We start from the raw sequence: 15,095 nt of genomic DNA, 5'->3' as shown, positions 1-15,095 counted from the left end.
TACACCGTTGCATACCTGCCATAAAAAAACCTCCCGCATGCGGGAGGTTTGAGGCTCAGGAGATACTCAAAAAAATCAGGCGTTGTAGGCGTTCTCGCCGTGGCTGTTAACGTCCAGCCCTTCACGCTCCTGGTCTTCAGGAACGCGCAGGCCAACGGTCATGTCTGCCAGTTTGTAGCCGATGAAGGCCACCACGCCGGACCAGACGATAGTGAGCCCGATGCTTTCCAGCTGTACCAGCACCTGATGGCCCATAGTCACCCCTTCCGCATAGCCCACGCCACCCAGTGAAGTGGAAGCAAAGAAGCCGGTCAACACACAGCCCACGATGCCGCACACGCCGTGTACGCCGAACACATCGCACGGATCATCGACGCGCAGCCAGCGTTTCAGCATAGTCACGCCCCACAGCCCTGCCAGACCCGCCGCGATACCGACGATCAGCGCCCCGCCGACACCGATGTAGCCACAGGCCGGAGTAACGCCCACCAGACCGGCAATGGCACCGGAACAGGCACCCAGCAGCGACGGCTTGCCGCGCAGCGCCCACTCGCCGAAGACCCAGGCAAGGATCGCCGCAGCGGTTGCCACCACGGTGTTCACAAATGCCAGGCCCGCGATTTCATTGGCGGCGCTGGCAGAACCGGCGTTGAAACCAAACCAGCCGACGTAGAGGATTGCCGTACCGATAAACACCATCGGCAGGTTGTGCGGTTTGAACGCTTCTTTGCCGAAGCCGACGCGTTTGCCAATCATGTAGGCACCCACCAGGCCCGCTACCGCGGCGTTAATGTGCACCACGGTGCCGCCGGCGAAGTCCAGCGCGCCGTGGGAAGCCAGCAGACCGCCACCCCAGACCATGTGCGCAATCGGGATGTAGGAGAGCGTCAGCCACACCACCACGAAAATCAGCACCGCCGAGAAGCGAATACGTTCTGCCAGTGCACCGACGATCAGACCCACGGTAATGCAGGCGAAAGAGCCCTGGAAAGCGACGTGGATATACTGATAGAAGCTGCCCATCAGCGCCGTGATCTCAATGCCTTTCAGCATCGTCCAGTCGAAGCTGCCGAAGAAGTTATTGCCGCTGCCGAAGGCCAGCGAGTAGCCGTAGACCACCCACAGTACGCATACCAGCGCGAAGGTGACGGTGACCTGAGTCAGCATCGAGAGTACGTTTTTACCGCGGATCAGACCGCCGTAAAACAGCGCAATGCCCGGGATCGTCATAAACAGTACCAGGGCGGTGCAAATCATCATAAAGGCGTTGTCGGCTTTATCCGCCACTGCTGGTGCAGCCAGCGCAATACCCGGCAGCAGTGCCAGCGCGCTAAGCCCTAATTTCATGGCTACTTTTTTCATTTTCATCATTCCTGTCACGAGAGGCTTAACGATTACAGGGCGGCTTCATCCGACTCGCCGGTGCGAATACGGATAACGCGTTGCAGTTCGGCAACAAAAATTTTGCCGTCGCCAATTTTGCCGGTGTAGGCTGCTTTACTAATAATATCAATCACTTCATCCAGCTGATCGTCTGCGATAGCCACATCAATCTTCACCTTAGGCAAGAAGTTGACGCTGTACTCCGCACCGCGGTACAGCTCGGCATGGCCCTTCTGGCGACCAAAGCCTTTTACTTCAGTCACGGTCAGTCCCTGAATACCAATCGACGAGAGCGCTTCACGCACGTCTTCCAGCTTGAACGGTTTGATTACCACGGTAACCAGCTTCATAGATCCCCTCCACTCAGAATTGGGCAATTGCCGCAGCGAACATGAGAGGGATAAAGCAAGCGCCGTGCCAGAAATCGAAACAGGAGGTGATTGTTAACGCTAAGGCGGAATGTAAGGGTGTGTCAGTGTGGGCCGGGCGGGAAAAAGGGAGCGGCACAGTGCGGGCATAAAAAAACGCACCATCAGAGTGCATGGTGCGTTGCAATTTTGCACCACGGCAACAACCTGCCGCCGCAGTGCGTTGTTTTAGTGCATCAAGCGGTAGCCGGCTCGTCGCGGCTGGCCGCTTGCAGCTCTTCGCCAGCCAGCTGCAGCTGGTACATCTGCCAGTAGCGCCCCTGCTGCGCCAGCAGGTCGGCATGGGAACCGCGCTCCACTGCCTGGCCGCGATGCAGCACGAGGATGGTATCGGCTTCGACGATAGTCGACAGACGATGGGCGATCACCACCAGCGTGGTGCGCTTACGTACCGCCGCCAGCGCCAGGGAAATCGCCTGCTCGGTGCCGGAGTCGATGTTGGCGGTCGCCTCATCGAGGATCAGGATCTGCGGGGTCTCCACCAGCACGCGAGCCATCGCCAGCAGCTGTTTCTGCCCGACCGACAGGTTATTGCCCTGCTCACCCAGACGCGTATGGATACCGTCGCTCATGCTACGCGCCAGCCCGGCGAGCTGCACCGTCTCCAGCACGTCCCACACTTTCTCTTCGCTGATGTCGCGCCCGAGGGTGACATTGGCAAAGAAGGAGTCGGCCATCACCACCGGGTCCTGCTGCACCATCGCGACACCGTGACGCAGCGCGGCGTGGCTCAGCCCGGCCAGAGGCCGCCCGTCGAGGCGGATCTCCCCTTCGGTCAGCGGGTAGTAACCCATTAACAGACTGGCGAGGGTGCTTTTTCCGCTGCCGGTATGCCCGACCAGCGCCACAAAGCTGCGCGACGGAATGTGCAGATCGATATCCTGCAGCACCAGACGATCTTCGCGGTAGGCAAACGACACATGGTCAATAGCAATATCGCCGCTGGTCAGCGGACGATCATCGCTGCCGTACTCCTGACGCGGACGGTCCATCAGTTCGAACACGCGCTCCCCGGCGACGACCGCCTGTTGCAGCATCGATTGCTGGGTAGTGAGTTCGATCAGCGGTTCGTTCAGCCGCCCGAGGTAGCTGATAAACGCATACAGCACACCGACTTCAATGGTGCCTTCCGGGCTGAAGCCGAACAGCATCAGCAGGCCGCACAGCACCAGCGCCGAGAACAGGCTGAGCAGCGGGCGCAGCAGGAAACCGTCCAGCCGCAGGGTCTGCATACGCGCGGTGTAGTGCGAGCGGCTCGCCTGCCCCATGCGTTCCCCGAAGCGCGCCTGCTGGCGGAACTGCTGGATGACCCCCATGCCGTTGATCACTTCGTTGAAACCGTCATTGATGTCCGCCAGGTAGGAGCGCATCCGGCGCACGATCGGCGTGCTGTAGCGCTGATAAATCACCATCACGATCATCACCGCCGGGAAGATCGCAATCGCCACCAGCGCCATGCGCCAGTCGAGGCTGAACATCGCGACCAGCATCGCGCCCACCAGCGCGGCGCTGCGCAGCACCGTAGCCACCACCATCACATAGAGATCGCGGATCACCTCGGTATCGTTGGTCACCCGCGAGATAAGCTGCCCCACCGGCTGGGTATCGAAGGCGCTGAGCGGCTGACGCAGCGCCGCATCCATCGCGTCGGTGCGCAGCTGCTGCACCACGCCGACCGCCGCCTGGTTGAACAGCAGCGACTGCCAGTAGTGCAGCCCTGCCGCCAGCAGCTGCAGGCAGATGTAGGCGAACGCCATCCCGGCCAGCAGGCCCAGCGGCATATACTCTTTCGCGACCATGTTATCGATGAAGTAGCTGATCAGCGCCGGGCCGCTCACTTCTGCCGCAGCGGCAATCCACAGCATCAGCACGGCGATGTAGATCTGCTTACGCCACGGCGAACCGTACGCCAGCAGGCGCTTGAGCGTCGGCCATACCTTGACCGGCTTCGGCGTCTCACGCATGGTGCGCCTCCTTGTCATCGTCGTCGTCCGTTTCCGGCTCGTCATCCAGCGCCGCTTCCAGCTGCTGGTAACGGTACATATCCCGATACCAGCCCGGCTGAGCGGCGAGGCTGTCGTGGTCGCCGCGCTGGGCAATCTGCCCATGTTGCAGCACCAGAATTTCACTGGCTTCGGTCAGGGCGGACAGCCGGTGGGCGCTGATAATGATGGTGCGCCCCTCGCCCCACTGGCGCAGGTTGTGCAGGATCTGATGTTCGGTACGGCCATCCACCGCCGACAGCGCATCGTCGAGGATAAGGATTTCCGCCTCCAGCAGCAGCGCGCGCGCAATCGAGAGGCGCTGCTTCTGTCCGCCGGAGAGCATCACGCCGCGCTCGCCCACTTCGGTGTCATACCCCTGGGGCAGGCGCAGAATATCTTCATGCACGCTGGCGAGCTTCGCCACCTGCTCAATCTCCGCCTGGCTGGCCCCCGGCCTGCCGAGTGCGATGTTGTTCGCTACGGTATCGGAGAACAGGAACGGGGTCTGGTTCACTACCGCCAGGCGACCGCGCCAGGCGTTGAGCTGCAGACGCGGCAGTGGAATATCGCTGAAGCAGATCGCGCCGTCACCAACGTCGAAATGGCGCTGGATCAGTGACAGTACGGTAGTTTTCCCCGCACCGGTCGGGCCGCACAGGCCCAGCATCTGCCCCGGCTGAAGGGTAAAGTGCACCGCGCTCAGCGTCGGCCTCGCCGCCTGGGGATAAACAAAATTGTTGATGGCAACGCTAAGCGTGCCCCGCCCTTCCGGCACCGGCTCGCTGCCGTCGCTCACCACCGGCGCTTCGGCCAGCATGTCGCGAATGCGTGTATAGGCCGCGCTACCGCGCTCGACGATGTTAAACATCCACGCCAGGGCCAGCATCGGCCAGATCATCAGCCCGAGGTACATGGTAAAACTGGTGAGCTCCCCGAGGGTCAGGGTATCGTTCACCACCATCCAGCTACCGCCGCCGATGGCCAGCAGGTTCGCCATACCAATGGCGATGTAAATAGTGGGGTCGAAACGGGCATCGACGCGCGCCACGCGCATGTTTTTCGCGCCGGTATCCTGCGCATCGGCAGCAAACAGCGCCGACTGACGATCCTCCAGGCCAAACGCTTTGATCATGCGGATGCTGGTCAGGCTCTCCTGAGTGCGATCGTTGAGCGACGAAAACGCCGCCTGGGCCAGCTTGAAGCGGTTGTGCAGCTGGTCGCCGTAGCGCTTAATGATGATGGCCATGATCGGCATCGGCAACAGTGCCAGCAGCGTCAGCTGCCAGCTGATCTGGGTGGACATCACCACCAGCACCACGCAGCCCATCACCAGGGAATCCACCAGGGTTAACACCCCTTCCCCGGCGGCGAACACCACGCGGTCAACGTCGTTGGTGGCGCGCGCCATCAGGTCGCCGGTGCGGTGACGCAGGTAAAATTCAGGATGTTGACGGCTGAGCTGGCGGTAAAAGTCCTCGCGCAGCTCGACCGCCAGCTGGTAGGAGGCACCAAACAGCAGCACGCGCCAGACGTAGCGCAACAGATAAACCACCACGGCAATCGCCACCAGCAGCCCCACCCACTTCATCAGCCAGGCCGTTGAGTAGTGCTGTTGGGTAATGCCGTCCACGACGATACCGACCACTTTTGGCGGCACCAGCTGGAGAATGGCAATGAGGATAAGCAGGAGGACAGCCCCAAGGTAGCGACGCCACTCCCGGGTGAAGTACCAGCTTAACTGAGCAAATAATCGCACGCGGTGATTTCCTGGTTGGGTAATTCAACAATCAATAACAGATGGGTGGTCCTGCGGGTGCTCAGGACGTTTGATTCTAGTCTGAGCACGAAGTATGTCAAAAATGAGAATAAAAACAGCCGTTACGCAGCGTCTATCGGCAGTGCCGTGGTGTACTTGATCTGCTCCATCGCAAAGCTTGAGGTCACATCAGACAGGCCCGGCACGCTGTTTACCAGTCGCTTATAGAAGTCATCGTAGCGCTTCATATCAGCAACCTGCACCTGCATCAGGTAGTCGTACTCGCCCGCCATGCGCCAGAAGCCGAGCACCTCGGGCATCTGCGCGACCACACCGACAAACTGGCTGTACCAGGCGCTGCTGTGCTGCTGGGTTTTGATCAGCATAAACGCGGTTAACCCCAGCCCCAGTTTTTCGCCGCTGAGCAGCGCCACGCGCCCACGAATGATGCCTTCATCTTCGAGCCGCTTCAGCCGTTTCCAGCACGGGGTGGTCGTCAGATTAACGGCATCCGCCAGCGCCTGCAAAGAGAGCGTGCAGTTCTCCTGCAACAACGAAAGCAATTTACGATCAATTTTATCTATCATAGCCGCCTCACGGAGAAAATCTTTCCCCATAGTGCGAAATTCACAGGCGAAATGGCAATTATTTTTTCCGTGCCTTCCTGTACGCTAGGCACAAAATGACAAACGGATCGCCACCATGAATCGCGCCTTCGTAAACCACGCTATCAACGAAATTAATGCCGACTTTCAGCGCTCGGCGGATACCCATCTGATTCGCCTGACGCTGCCGGCGTTTCCGGGGATCAACATCTACCTGAAGGATGAGAGCACCCATCCTACCGGCAGCCTGAAGCACCGTCTTGCCCGCTCGCTGTTCCTGTATGGCCTGAGCAACGGCTGGATCAATGAAGACACCACTATCGTTGAATCCTCATCCGGCTCGACGGCGGTATCGGAGGCCTATTTTGCCCGACTGCTCGGCCTGCCGTTTATCGCCGTGATGCCGTCCTGCACGGCAAAGCGCAAGATCGAGCAGATCGCCTTCTACGGAGGACGCTGCCATTTTGTCGACAGCGCGTGTGAGATTTATGACGCTTCTGAAATGCTGGCCCGCGAGCTGCGCGGCCACTATATGGATCAGTTTACCTACGCCGAGCGGGCCACCGACTGGCGCGGTAACAATAATATCGCCGAGAGCATTTTCCGCCAGATGTCGCACGAGCCGCATCCGGTACCGGATTACATCGTGATGAGCGCCGGGACCGGCGGCACCTCCGCGACCATTGGTCGCTACCTGCGCTATCAGGGACACGCCACGAAGCTGATGGTGGTGGATCCGGAAAACTCGGTATTTATGGATTACTGGCAGCATCGCGATCCGACGCTGAAAAGCCAGGTGGGTAGCCGGATTGAAGGCATTGGTCGCCCGCGCGTCGAACCGTCGTTTATCGCCGATGTGATTGATGAAATGCTGCGCGTGCCGGATGCGGCCTCCGTCGCCACGCTGGGCTGGCTGGAAGGGCTGCTGGGCCGCAAAGTGGGCGCGTCGACCGGGACGAACATGTGGGGCGTACTTCAGCTCGCGGCGCGGATGCGCGACGAGGGCAAACGCGGATCAATCGTCACGCTGCTGTGTGACAGCGGTGAGCGCTATCTTGATACCTTTTACAATCCAGAGTGGGTGGCGCGACAGTTTGGCGACATCAGCGGCTGGCGCGATGCCATTGCGCAGCTGAACCGATAAAAAAAGCCGGGGGTTACCCGGCTTGCTGGAAGGGCCTCCTCTATTCGGGGGAATAAGGAAGGTCAGAATGGTCCAGCCAATGCGATAAATAGTGTGAAACTGCCTGCGTCTGACAGTGACCAATCACCTGCAGATGCGGCAGTGCCGAAATCAGTTGCGGCATGGCGTTGCCCATAATCAGGCCATGCCCGACCAGCGACAGCATCTCGTGGTCATTCATGGCGTCGCCGAACGCCATACACTCGGCCAGGGTTAGCCCGAGATGACTGCTCAGTACCCTTAGCGCCGCCCCTTTGTTACAGCCCGGCGGCAGCACTTCCAGACACTCAAACGCTGAAAAGCACAGGTGCGCGCTGTCGCCCAGCGCCTCGCTAAGCTGCAGACGCAGCCGCTCCAGGTCAGCATGCTCACCGACAAAACAAATTTTGGTGACTTCATCCGACGGCAGGCGTTGCAGATCGGCAATCTGATAGCTAAACCCGCTCATGCCGTGGGCCACCAGCAGCCAGGGTAACGGCTTGTCAGTGAACCAGCCGCGATCGTTGAAAACGTGCACGCTCGCGGTGGTCTCCCACTCACCATGCAGCACCGCTTCGGCGACCGCAGGTGCCAGGTCCTGCTCGTGCAGTACGTCGCCTTCCAGGGTATGAATGCGCGTGCCGTTGCCGGTGATAAGGTACGCATCGAGCGCCAGATTTCCCAGCAGCTGACGCATCTCCAGCGCATGACGCCCGGTGGCAAACGCCAGGGTAATGTCGCGCTCGCGCAGCCGTTTCAGGGTGGCGAGGGTTTGATCGCCGAGACGGTGATCCGGCATTAACAGCGTGCCGTCCATATCAAATGCAGCCAGTCGGGCCATGCTTACTCCGGGGTTACGGCGGGTGAAAGACCTGCAAAAGTATTGCCTGGCATATACGGAACTAATAGGGAATACTTGAAAAAAATCGTTCCGGGTTTTGTATGCGCCTCGTTAACCGCCTCAATCAGTTTCAGCGTCTGTGGCAGCCCTCTGGTGGCGCACCGCAGCAGGTCACCATCGCCGAACTCGCGGCGCGCTGTTTTTGCAGCGAGCGCCATATGCGCACGCTGCTGCGTCAGGCGCAGCAGGCGGGCTGGCTGAGCTGGCAGGCGCAGTCCGGGCGCGGCAAGCGCGCCACCCTGACGTTTCACGTCTCCCCTGACGCCCTGCGCAGCAGCCTGCTCGAAGAGGTGCTGAAAGGCGCGCAGCCGCAACATGCCCTGGAGCTGACGCAGCTGGCACCGGAGCAGCTGCGCCACCTGCTGCATCCGTTTCTGGGTGGTCAGTGGCAGAATGATGCCCCGACGCTGCGTATTCCTTATTACCGCTCGCTGGAGCCCGTGACGCCAGGTTTTGTCGCCGGACGTGCCGAACAACACCTTGCCGGACAGCTCTTTTCCGGGCTGACGCGCTTTGTCGCCGATAACCCGCAGCCGCAGGGCGATCTGGCGCACCACTGGCAGACCAGCGCCGACGGCGGCGTCTGGCATTTTTATATCCGCTCCACCCTGCACTGGCACAACGGTGAGCGCATCGAAACCCGGCAGCTTCAGCAGCGCTTACAGCTGCTGCTGAACGACCCGGCGCTGGCGCGGCTGTTCGCCAGCGTGAAACGGATTGAGGTCACCCACGCCCGCTGCCTGACGTTTTATCTTCATCACCCTGATTACTGGCTTCCCTGGCGGCTGGCCAGCTACTGTAGCCGCCTTGCGCACCCTGACGATGAGCTGCTGGGCAGCGGCCCCTTCCGGCTGACGGTCTTCAGGCCGGATCGCGTGCGGCTGGAGAGCCATGACGCCTGGCATCTGGAGCACCCGTTGCTGAAGGCTATTGAATACTGGATCACGCCTCAGCTGTTTGAGCGCGAGATGGACACCAGCTGTCGTCACCCGGCGCAGATCGCGGTTGGCGATCCGGACAAGCTGACTGCGCTGCGCCCTATCAGCACCAGTATCAGCCTCGGATTTTGCTATCTCGCCATTCGGCAGAATGCGCGCCTCAGCAGGCCACAGGCGCAACGCATTATGCAAATGGTGCATACCAGCGGCATGCTGCATACCCTGCCGCTGGAGGAAAACCTCATCACGCCAAGCCACGAGATGCTGCCGGGGCTCCCTCTTCCGCATTGGCCAGAGCGGAGCGAAGCGCTGCCGCCGCGCCTGACGCTGGTTTACCATCTTCCCGGCGAGCTGCACACCATGGCCACGCAGCTTAAAGCCAGCTTCGCCCGCCTCGGCTGCGAGCTGACGGTCATTTTTCACAATGCCAAAAACTGGGCAGGCTGCGAGCAGCTTGCCAGCGCCGATCTGGTGATGGGCGACAGGCTGATTGGCGAAGCGCCGGAGTATACGCTTGAGCAGTGGTTGCGCAGCGACGTGCTGTGGCCCCGGTTGCTCAGCGAGGCAGACTATAACCAGCTGCAGACCACGCTGGATAAGGTGCAGCATCACCCGCAGCTGGAACAGCGCAACGCCGGACTCAAAGCGGTGCTGGCAACGCTGATGGAGGAGGCCCGTCTCACCCCGCTGTTTAACTACCGCTACCAGATCAGCGCTCCGCCCGGCGTCAACGGCATTCATCTCAATGCCTGGGGGTGGTTTGATTTCACTCGCGCCTGGCTGCCGCCGCCGGAAATCGGTGAAGGAGCTGGAGGACGCGACGCAGGGGCGTTACCATAGCGGCCATTTCCGTCAACAACAGGAACGATTATGAAACGTGCCGTCGTGGTCTTTAGCGGAGGCCAGGATTCCACTACCTGCCTGATTCAGGCACTTCAGCAGTATGATGAAGTGCATTGCGTCACCTTTGACTATGGACAACGCCACCGTGCCGAAATCGATGTGGCGCGTGAACTGGCGACAGCGCTGGGTGCCCGCGCCCATAAAGTGCTGGATGTTACTCTGCTCAACGAGCTTGCAGTCAGTAGCCTGACGCGCGACAGCATTCCGGTGCCGGATTACGAGCCAGATGCCAGCGGTATCCCGAACACCTTTGTGCCGGGCCGCAACATTCTGTTCCTCACCCTGGCGGCGATTTACGCCTACCAGGTGCAGGCCGAAGCGGTGATCACCGGGGTATGTGAAACTGACTTCTCCGGCTATCCGGACTGCCGCGACGAGTTCGTCAAGGCGCTGAACCATGCGGTCAGTCTTGGCATGGCCCGGGATGTGCGCTTTGAGACGCCGCTGATGTGGCTCGACAAAGCGGAAACCTGGGCGCTGGCAGATTACTGGGGCAAACTTGATACCGTGCGCGCAGAGACGCTGACCTGCTACAACGGCATCAAAGGCGATGGCTGCGGACAGTGCGCCGCCTGCAACCTGCGCGCCAACGGCCTCAACCACTATCTGGCCGACAAGCCTGGCGTGATGGCGGCCCTGAAGCAAAAAACCGACCTGAAATAGTCCTAACGATGCAGCAGGCGCTCATACTCTTTTGCATCATGACTGCAAAACAGCGTGAGCCCTGCTTGCTGCTGCTGCGCCAGCGCGCGTAGCCGCTGCTGATTTTCCAGCCTCGTCTGCCTGTCCTTTTCCATCATCCACTGATAAAAACGCAGCCCCGGCGTGCAGCGGTACTGCGGCTCCATTTCTCCGCGATAGAACCAGGCATCACCGCCGTGCAGTAGCCAGCCATTCGCATGCTGAACGGCAACCCCCGCATGGCCTGGCGTGTGGCCCGGCAGCGGGATCAGCAGAATTTCCGGCGGCAGCCCGTGCAGGTCGCGTACCGCGTCAAAACCAAACCACGACTCACCGCCAGGAGCGTAACCGTGCCAGCCATCTTGTGTTCGCCACTGGCTGTCAGCGTAGCGCCGACGATCGAGCCAGGTGCGCTGCGCCTTTGCCGTGGCGATTTCATCCTGCATGACGTGGAGCCGCGCCTGCGGGAAATCCGTGATACCACCGGCATGGTCGAAGTCGAGATGGGTCAGGATAATATGCCTGACGTCAGCAGCCTGAAAGCCAAGCTGCTGGATCTGATGCAGCGCAGTCAGCTCGCGACGGTACTGGATATTGTTCAGCAGACGAAAGAAACCGGGCAATCTACGCGTCGGCGACGTGATATCCTGCTCGCCGAAACCGGTATCCACCAGCACCAGTCCGTCACGATCGGTTTCAATCAGCAGACAGTGGCAGATAAGGTGCGCATGCACTCCCTTGCTGAAACCGTCATACAGCGCGCCGCCCAGTGGACACATACAGCCGCAGTTCAGATGATGAATTCGCATACCGCTCCTCTGCCTGAAAAATCGCCTGAAAGAACAGTGAAGTATAGAAGCGCCAGGGCAATAACACAGGCGAGGCGGCGGTTCAGGCGACCATCAGCTCCAGCTTGTCACGCAGCTCGCCCTCCAGCGGCAACGCCTTCTGGGTCTTGAGATCGATACAGACAAAGGTGATCAGCGCATCGGCGACCACATCACTCTCTGATTCACGCGTGACAATCTGGCTCAGCACACCGCTCTTGCCGTTCAGCTGCTGTACCGAACTGCGGATAGTCAGCAGATCGCCCAGCAGCGCCGGACGGCGGTAGTTGATATTGATATTCACCACCACGAAGGCAATATTGCGCGCCATCATCCAGTGGAAGCTTTCGCTGTTTTCCAGCCCCGCCCAGCGCGCCTCTTCGAGAAACTCAAGATACCGGGCATTGTTGACGTGCTGATAAACATCGAGATGGTAACCGCGAACTTTAATCTGCGTCTGCATAGCGCCAAACCTTCCTGTTGTTGTAATAGGGTCAGAGGTCATACAACTGGTATGACCTCTCTAGCCTGGCAAAGTATGGCAACTCTGCAAGGCGCGTCAGTCAGAGTTTGATCCAGGCCCGGTTACGCTCCACCAGTGCATCGCCCATCCCAGGCACCTGCTTGAGATCGTCTATCGATTTAAAGGGACCATACTCTTCGCGATAGCTGATGATGGCCTGCGCTTTCTTACCGCCCACGCCGTTGAGCGCCTGTGCCAGTTCATCTGCGGTGGCGGTGTTGATATTTACCCCCTCTTCACTCGCTTTCAGGACGCTATCCTGCGCTGTCTGCGACTTACTCGCCTGCGCGCCGCCTGAAGATTCAGGGCGCGTTTGCGTCGCTTCGTTTTTTGCCGCAGACGGCGCTGCGTGAGCTGTATAGCCGACGGTGCCCATCATCATTGCCAGCGAGAGTAAAAATGCGTTGATTCCTCGTTTCATGCTGTATCTCCTTGTTTGTTGACAGCACGGTCACGATAGCGAAGGCAACGAGACGGGGCAAAAGGCAGATTTCAGAAATGGAAAAGGCCGCGAAAGCGGCCTTTGGGTGTTGCATCAGCTTGCACAAAACGTGCGAGGCGTCTCGTTATTGTTGCGGATCGGCCATGTCGCCATATTTGATTTTGGCTTCTTTACGCAGGTTCTGCATCAGAGCGTCGAAAGCAATAGAAGCATTGTTCTGGGCAAGGCCCTGAGTCATGGCTTTCTTCTGCTCTTCTGGCATGGTGCCGCTGCGTACTTCATCCAGCGCCAGCAGGACGACGTTGCCCTGCGCATCGTCCGCTACGCCGTAGCTCGCCTTGCCTTTAGCTGGCATCGGCAGGTTGAATGCCGCCTGGCTTACCGGGTCACCGGCATTACGGCCGACGGTTTTCGCCTCGCCAAAGCTCAGGTTAGCGGCTTTCATTGCCTCATCACCTTTGCCGGTTTGCAGTGCGCTCAGCAGTTTCTGTGCATCCTGCTTCGCCTGCTGCTGCGCTTTGTTCAGCTTGACGGTTTCGGTTACCTGGGCGCGCACTTCGTCCAGCGGTTTCGCCGCTTCGGCTTTGTGATCGGTAATACGCAGCACGAACGCACGATCGCCTTCCACCGTGATGATGTCGGAGTTGTTACCCGGAGCGCCGTTGGAGCCAAGCAGCGCGCCGCCGAACACCGCATCGGAAACCGGCTTGAAGTTCAGCTCTTCCGGCAGTTGATCGCGGCTGAACCAGCCGGTCTGCACCGCTTTCACGTCCGCAACCTGCTCGGCAGCCTGCAGAGAAGTGTTGTCATTGCTGGCGGCTTCACTCACCTTCTGCTGCAGCGCAAAGTAAGCATCCAGCGCTTTATCCTGCTTCACTTTTGCCGTGACGGCATCGCGTACGTCGTTCAGCGGTTTAACCTGCGCCGGCTGGGTATCGTCAAGACGGGCTACCAGGAAGCCGACAGAGGAAGTAATCACGCCTGAGAGCTGGCCTTTGTCTTTCAGACCGGCGTTTTTGAGTTCGTCAGGGGTGGTAGATTCTTCCAGCCAGCCCATATCGCCGCCGTTGCGCGCGGAGATGATATCGGTAGATTTTTCTTTGGCCAGCGCGGCGAAATCACCGCCTTTTTTCAGAGCGTCCAGCACCTGCTGTGCCTGCTCTTCGGTTTTGGTCTGAATCACGCTGTAGCGATGACGAGCCGGGGTGGTGAACTCATCCTTATGCTCATCGTAATAAGCCTGAATGTCGGCGTCGGTAGCTGGCTGGGCCATCTCTGCGGCATCCAGCTTGATATAGCTGACGCGATACTGTTCCGGGGTCAGGTAATCATTTTTATGCTGGGTATAGTAAGCGTTAACTTCTTCTTCGCTCGTCTGCTGCTTCGCTGCCAGGGCTTTCACGTCAATAGTGGCCTGGCGCATGACGCGCTGCTGAGACACCAGGGCGGCAATCTCATCGGCTTCGCCTTTGAGGGTAAAGTCGGTGCCCAGTACCGCATTCACAACCTGTTGGTTCAGCAACTGGTTGCGCAGACCCTGCGCGTAGGTATCCGGTGTCATCTGGTTAGCTGCCAACAGCGAGGTGAAACGCTCATTGTCGAACTTACCGTTATTCTGGAACATCGGCGTACTGAAGATAGCCTTTTTGATCTGCTCATCGCTGATGCCGAGGCCCAGCTCTTTGGCGTACTGGTCCAGCAGGGTCTGGTCGATCAGCTGATTAAGCACCTGCTGGCGTCGGGATTTCATAAAGTTTTCATCCGCTGCCAGCACCGAGAACTGCTCGCCAAGCTGGTTTTGCAGACGGGTACGTTCGCGGGCAACTTCGCCTTCAAACCGGGCGCGGTCAATCTCCTGGCCGTTCACTTTTGCGGCATAGTTCGTGTTACCGCCAATCAGGTAGTTACCCACGCCAGTCAGAATGAATGACACGATAATCAAACCCAGAATGATTTTGAGCACGACGTGGTTAGCCGACGCGCGTAAATTGTCCATCATGGTGTAACAACACTCCGCTGTAGGTGACTGTAATCCCGCACAATAACCGTCCACCCTGCAAAGAGCAGGGCTGCCGCTGCGCGCAAAAAAGCTATTGTGACAAGAAACCGGGGCAAATGTCAGCCCACATCGTGCAGAAAGTCTTATTCAGGCAATAAAAAAGGCACATCAGATGATGCGCCCTCGTCAGTAACTTGCCTCGTGTGAGGAAAGTGGTTTAGTTCACCGCGTCTTTCAGCGCTTTACCAGCACGGAAACCCGGAACTTTTGCGGCTGCGATAGTGATCTCTTTACCAGTCTGTGGGTTGCGGCCAGTGCGGGCAGCACGTTCACGAACAGCAAAAGTACCAAAACCAACCAGGGCTACATCGTCTCCGGCTTTCAGAGATTCAGTAACAGAAGCAATCCACGCATCTAACGCACGTCCAGCCGCAGCCTTGGAAATATCAGCACCTGCGGCAATTTTGTCTATCAGTTGAGATTTATTCACTCTTCTCTTCCTCACTTTATTATATATATCGCGTCTGTACCCATCACAGCGCGACCGCGGAGCAGTTATAGC

The 15,095-nt window shown here is 59.1% G+C and carries 14 protein-coding genes; 3 read left to right on the top strand and 11 right to left on the bottom strand.

Features of this window, described 5'->3' with window-relative positions:
- Window positions 1–75 precede the first annotated feature (75 nt).
- From amtB to KFZ77_RS04640, 5 genes are all read right to left on the bottom strand, one after another.
- On the bottom strand, window positions 76–1,362 hold the full coding sequence (gene amtB / locus KFZ77_RS04660) for an ammonium transporter AmtB (protein WP_031524324.1): 1,287 nt from the start codon (window positions 1,360–1,362) through the stop codon (window positions 76–78).
- A gap of 32 nt (window positions 1,363–1,394) precedes the next feature.
- The gene (gene glnK, locus KFZ77_RS04655) at window positions 1,395–1,733 is read right to left on the bottom strand and encodes a P-II family nitrogen regulator (RefSeq protein ID WP_031524322.1); all 339 of its coding nucleotides are present in this window, start codon (window positions 1,731–1,733) and stop codon (window positions 1,395–1,397) included.
- Between the two features lie 254 nt (window positions 1,734–1,987).
- A complete protein-coding gene (locus KFZ77_RS04650) occupies window positions 1,988–3,775 on the bottom strand; it encodes a SmdB family multidrug efflux ABC transporter permease/ATP-binding protein (protein ID WP_264385564.1) in 1,788 nt (595 codons plus the stop codon).
- Window positions 3,768–5,552 carry a SmdA family multidrug ABC transporter permease/ATP-binding protein gene (locus KFZ77_RS04645; RefSeq protein ID WP_264385563.1) on the bottom strand — a complete coding sequence of 595 codons (1,785 nt, stop codon included), beginning with the start codon at window positions 5,550–5,552 and terminating at the stop codon, window positions 3,768–3,770. Before KFZ77_RS04645 ends, KFZ77_RS04650 begins: the two co-directional genes overlap by 8 nt.
- A gap of 122 nt (window positions 5,553–5,674) precedes the next feature.
- Complete coding sequence (locus tag KFZ77_RS04640; protein ID WP_264385562.1) at window positions 5,675–6,139, bottom strand: Lrp/AsnC family transcriptional regulator; 465 nt, start codon at window positions 6,137–6,139, stop codon at window positions 5,675–5,677.
- A 115-nt stretch (window positions 6,140–6,254) separates the two neighbouring features.
- Between KFZ77_RS04640 and KFZ77_RS04635 the strand changes: the two genes are divergently transcribed.
- On the top strand, window positions 6,255–7,301 hold the full coding sequence (locus KFZ77_RS04635) for a PLP-dependent cysteine synthase family protein (RefSeq protein WP_031524314.1): 1,047 nt from the start codon (window positions 6,255–6,257) through the stop codon (window positions 7,299–7,301).
- Window positions 7,302–7,341: 40 nt separating this feature from the next.
- On the opposite strand, the gene cof is transcribed toward KFZ77_RS04635, so the two are convergent.
- Window positions 7,342–8,160 carry an HMP-PP phosphatase gene (cof, locus tag KFZ77_RS04630; RefSeq protein ID WP_264385561.1) on the bottom strand — a complete coding sequence of 273 codons (819 nt, stop codon included), beginning with the start codon at window positions 8,158–8,160 and terminating at the stop codon, window positions 7,342–7,344.
- A 101-nt stretch (window positions 8,161–8,261) separates the two neighbouring features.
- Here cof and KFZ77_RS04625 point away from each other — a divergent pair, with 101 nt between their 5' ends.
- Both KFZ77_RS04625 and queC read left to right on the top strand, forming a co-directional pair.
- A complete protein-coding gene (locus tag KFZ77_RS04625) occupies window positions 8,262–9,998 on the top strand; it encodes an SgrR family transcriptional regulator (RefSeq protein ID WP_264385560.1) in 1,737 nt (578 codons plus the stop codon).
- A 30-nt stretch (window positions 9,999–10,028) separates the two neighbouring features.
- The gene (queC, locus tag KFZ77_RS04620) at window positions 10,029–10,724 is read left to right on the top strand and encodes a 7-cyano-7-deazaguanine synthase QueC (RefSeq protein ID WP_264385559.1); all 696 of its coding nucleotides are present in this window, start codon (window positions 10,029–10,031) and stop codon (window positions 10,722–10,724) included.
- Window positions 10,725–10,726: 2 nt separating this feature from the next.
- On the opposite strand, the gene KFZ77_RS04615 is transcribed toward queC, so the two are convergent.
- The 5 genes from KFZ77_RS04615 to hupB all read right to left on the bottom strand — a co-directional run bounded on the left by KFZ77_RS04615 (window position 10,727) and on the right by hupB (window position 15,038).
- Entirely contained in the window at window positions 10,727–11,551 is an 825-nt protein-coding gene (locus KFZ77_RS04615; RefSeq protein ID WP_264385558.1) for an MBL fold metallo-hydrolase, read from the bottom strand.
- Between the two features lie 82 nt (window positions 11,552–11,633).
- Window positions 11,634–12,032 carry a YbgC/FadM family acyl-CoA thioesterase gene (locus tag KFZ77_RS04610; protein ID WP_264385557.1) on the bottom strand — a complete coding sequence of 133 codons (399 nt, stop codon included), beginning with the start codon at window positions 12,030–12,032 and terminating at the stop codon, window positions 11,634–11,636.
- Between the two features lie 100 nt (window positions 12,033–12,132).
- Window positions 12,133–12,513: a ComEA family DNA-binding protein gene (locus KFZ77_RS04605; RefSeq protein ID WP_264385556.1), complete on the bottom strand. Its 381-nt coding sequence runs from the start codon at window positions 12,511–12,513 to the stop codon at window positions 12,133–12,135.
- 145 nt (window positions 12,514–12,658) lie between these two features.
- Entirely contained in the window at window positions 12,659–14,533 is a 1,875-nt protein-coding gene (ppiD, locus tag KFZ77_RS04600) for a peptidylprolyl isomerase (RefSeq protein ID WP_264385555.1), read from the bottom strand.
- Between the two features lie 217 nt (window positions 14,534–14,750).
- Entirely contained in the window at window positions 14,751–15,038 is a 288-nt protein-coding gene (gene hupB, locus KFZ77_RS04595; protein WP_264385554.1) for a nucleoid-associated protein HU-beta, read from the bottom strand.
- Between the last annotated feature and the right edge of the window lie 57 nt (window positions 15,039–15,095).

The sequence above is a fragment of the Siccibacter colletis genome (genome assembly GCF_025914095.1).
Lineage (GTDB): Bacteria > Pseudomonadota > Gammaproteobacteria > Enterobacterales > Enterobacteriaceae > Siccibacter > Siccibacter colletis.
Note: the sequence above shows the minus strand (reverse complement) of the source record. Positions and strands in the feature narration are given on the sequence as shown.

Bases quoted from the DNA above. Each gene is read 5' to 3' on its own strand.
- KFZ77_RS04615 (WP_264385558.1), bottom strand. From the start codon at position 11,551: ATGCGAATTCATCATCTGAACTGCGGCTGTATGTGTCCACTGGGCGGC.
- KFZ77_RS04605 (WP_264385556.1), bottom strand. From the start codon at position 12,513: ATGAAACGAGGAATCAACGCATTTTTACTCTCGCTGGCAATGATGATG.
- ppiD (WP_264385555.1), bottom strand. From the start codon at position 14,533: ATGATGGACAATTTACGCGCGTCGGCTAACCACGTCGTGCTCAAAATC.
- cof (WP_264385561.1), bottom strand. From the start codon at position 8,160: ATGGCCCGACTGGCTGCATTTGATATGGACGGCACGCTGTTAATGCCG.
- KFZ77_RS04625 (WP_264385560.1), top strand. From the start codon at position 8,262: ATGCGCCTCGTTAACCGCCTCAATCAGTTTCAGCGTCTGTGGCAGCCC.
- KFZ77_RS04610 (WP_264385557.1), bottom strand. From the start codon at position 12,032: ATGCAGACGCAGATTAAAGTTCGCGGTTACCATCTCGATGTTTATCAG.
- KFZ77_RS04650 (WP_264385564.1), bottom strand. From the start codon at position 3,775: ATGCGTGAGACGCCGAAGCCGGTCAAGGTATGGCCGACGCTCAAGCGC.
- glnK (WP_031524322.1), bottom strand. From the start codon at position 1,733: ATGAAGCTGGTTACCGTGGTAATCAAACCGTTCAAGCTGGAAGACGTG.
- amtB (WP_031524324.1), bottom strand. From the start codon at position 1,362: ATGAAAAAAGTAGCCATGAAATTAGGGCTTAGCGCGCTGGCACTGCTG.
- KFZ77_RS04635 (WP_031524314.1), top strand. From the start codon at position 6,255: ATGAATCGCGCCTTCGTAAACCACGCTATCAACGAAATTAATGCCGAC.
- KFZ77_RS04640 (WP_264385562.1), bottom strand. From the start codon at position 6,139: ATGATAGATAAAATTGATCGTAAATTGCTTTCGTTGTTGCAGGAGAAC.
- queC (WP_264385559.1), top strand. From the start codon at position 10,029: ATGAAACGTGCCGTCGTGGTCTTTAGCGGAGGCCAGGATTCCACTACC.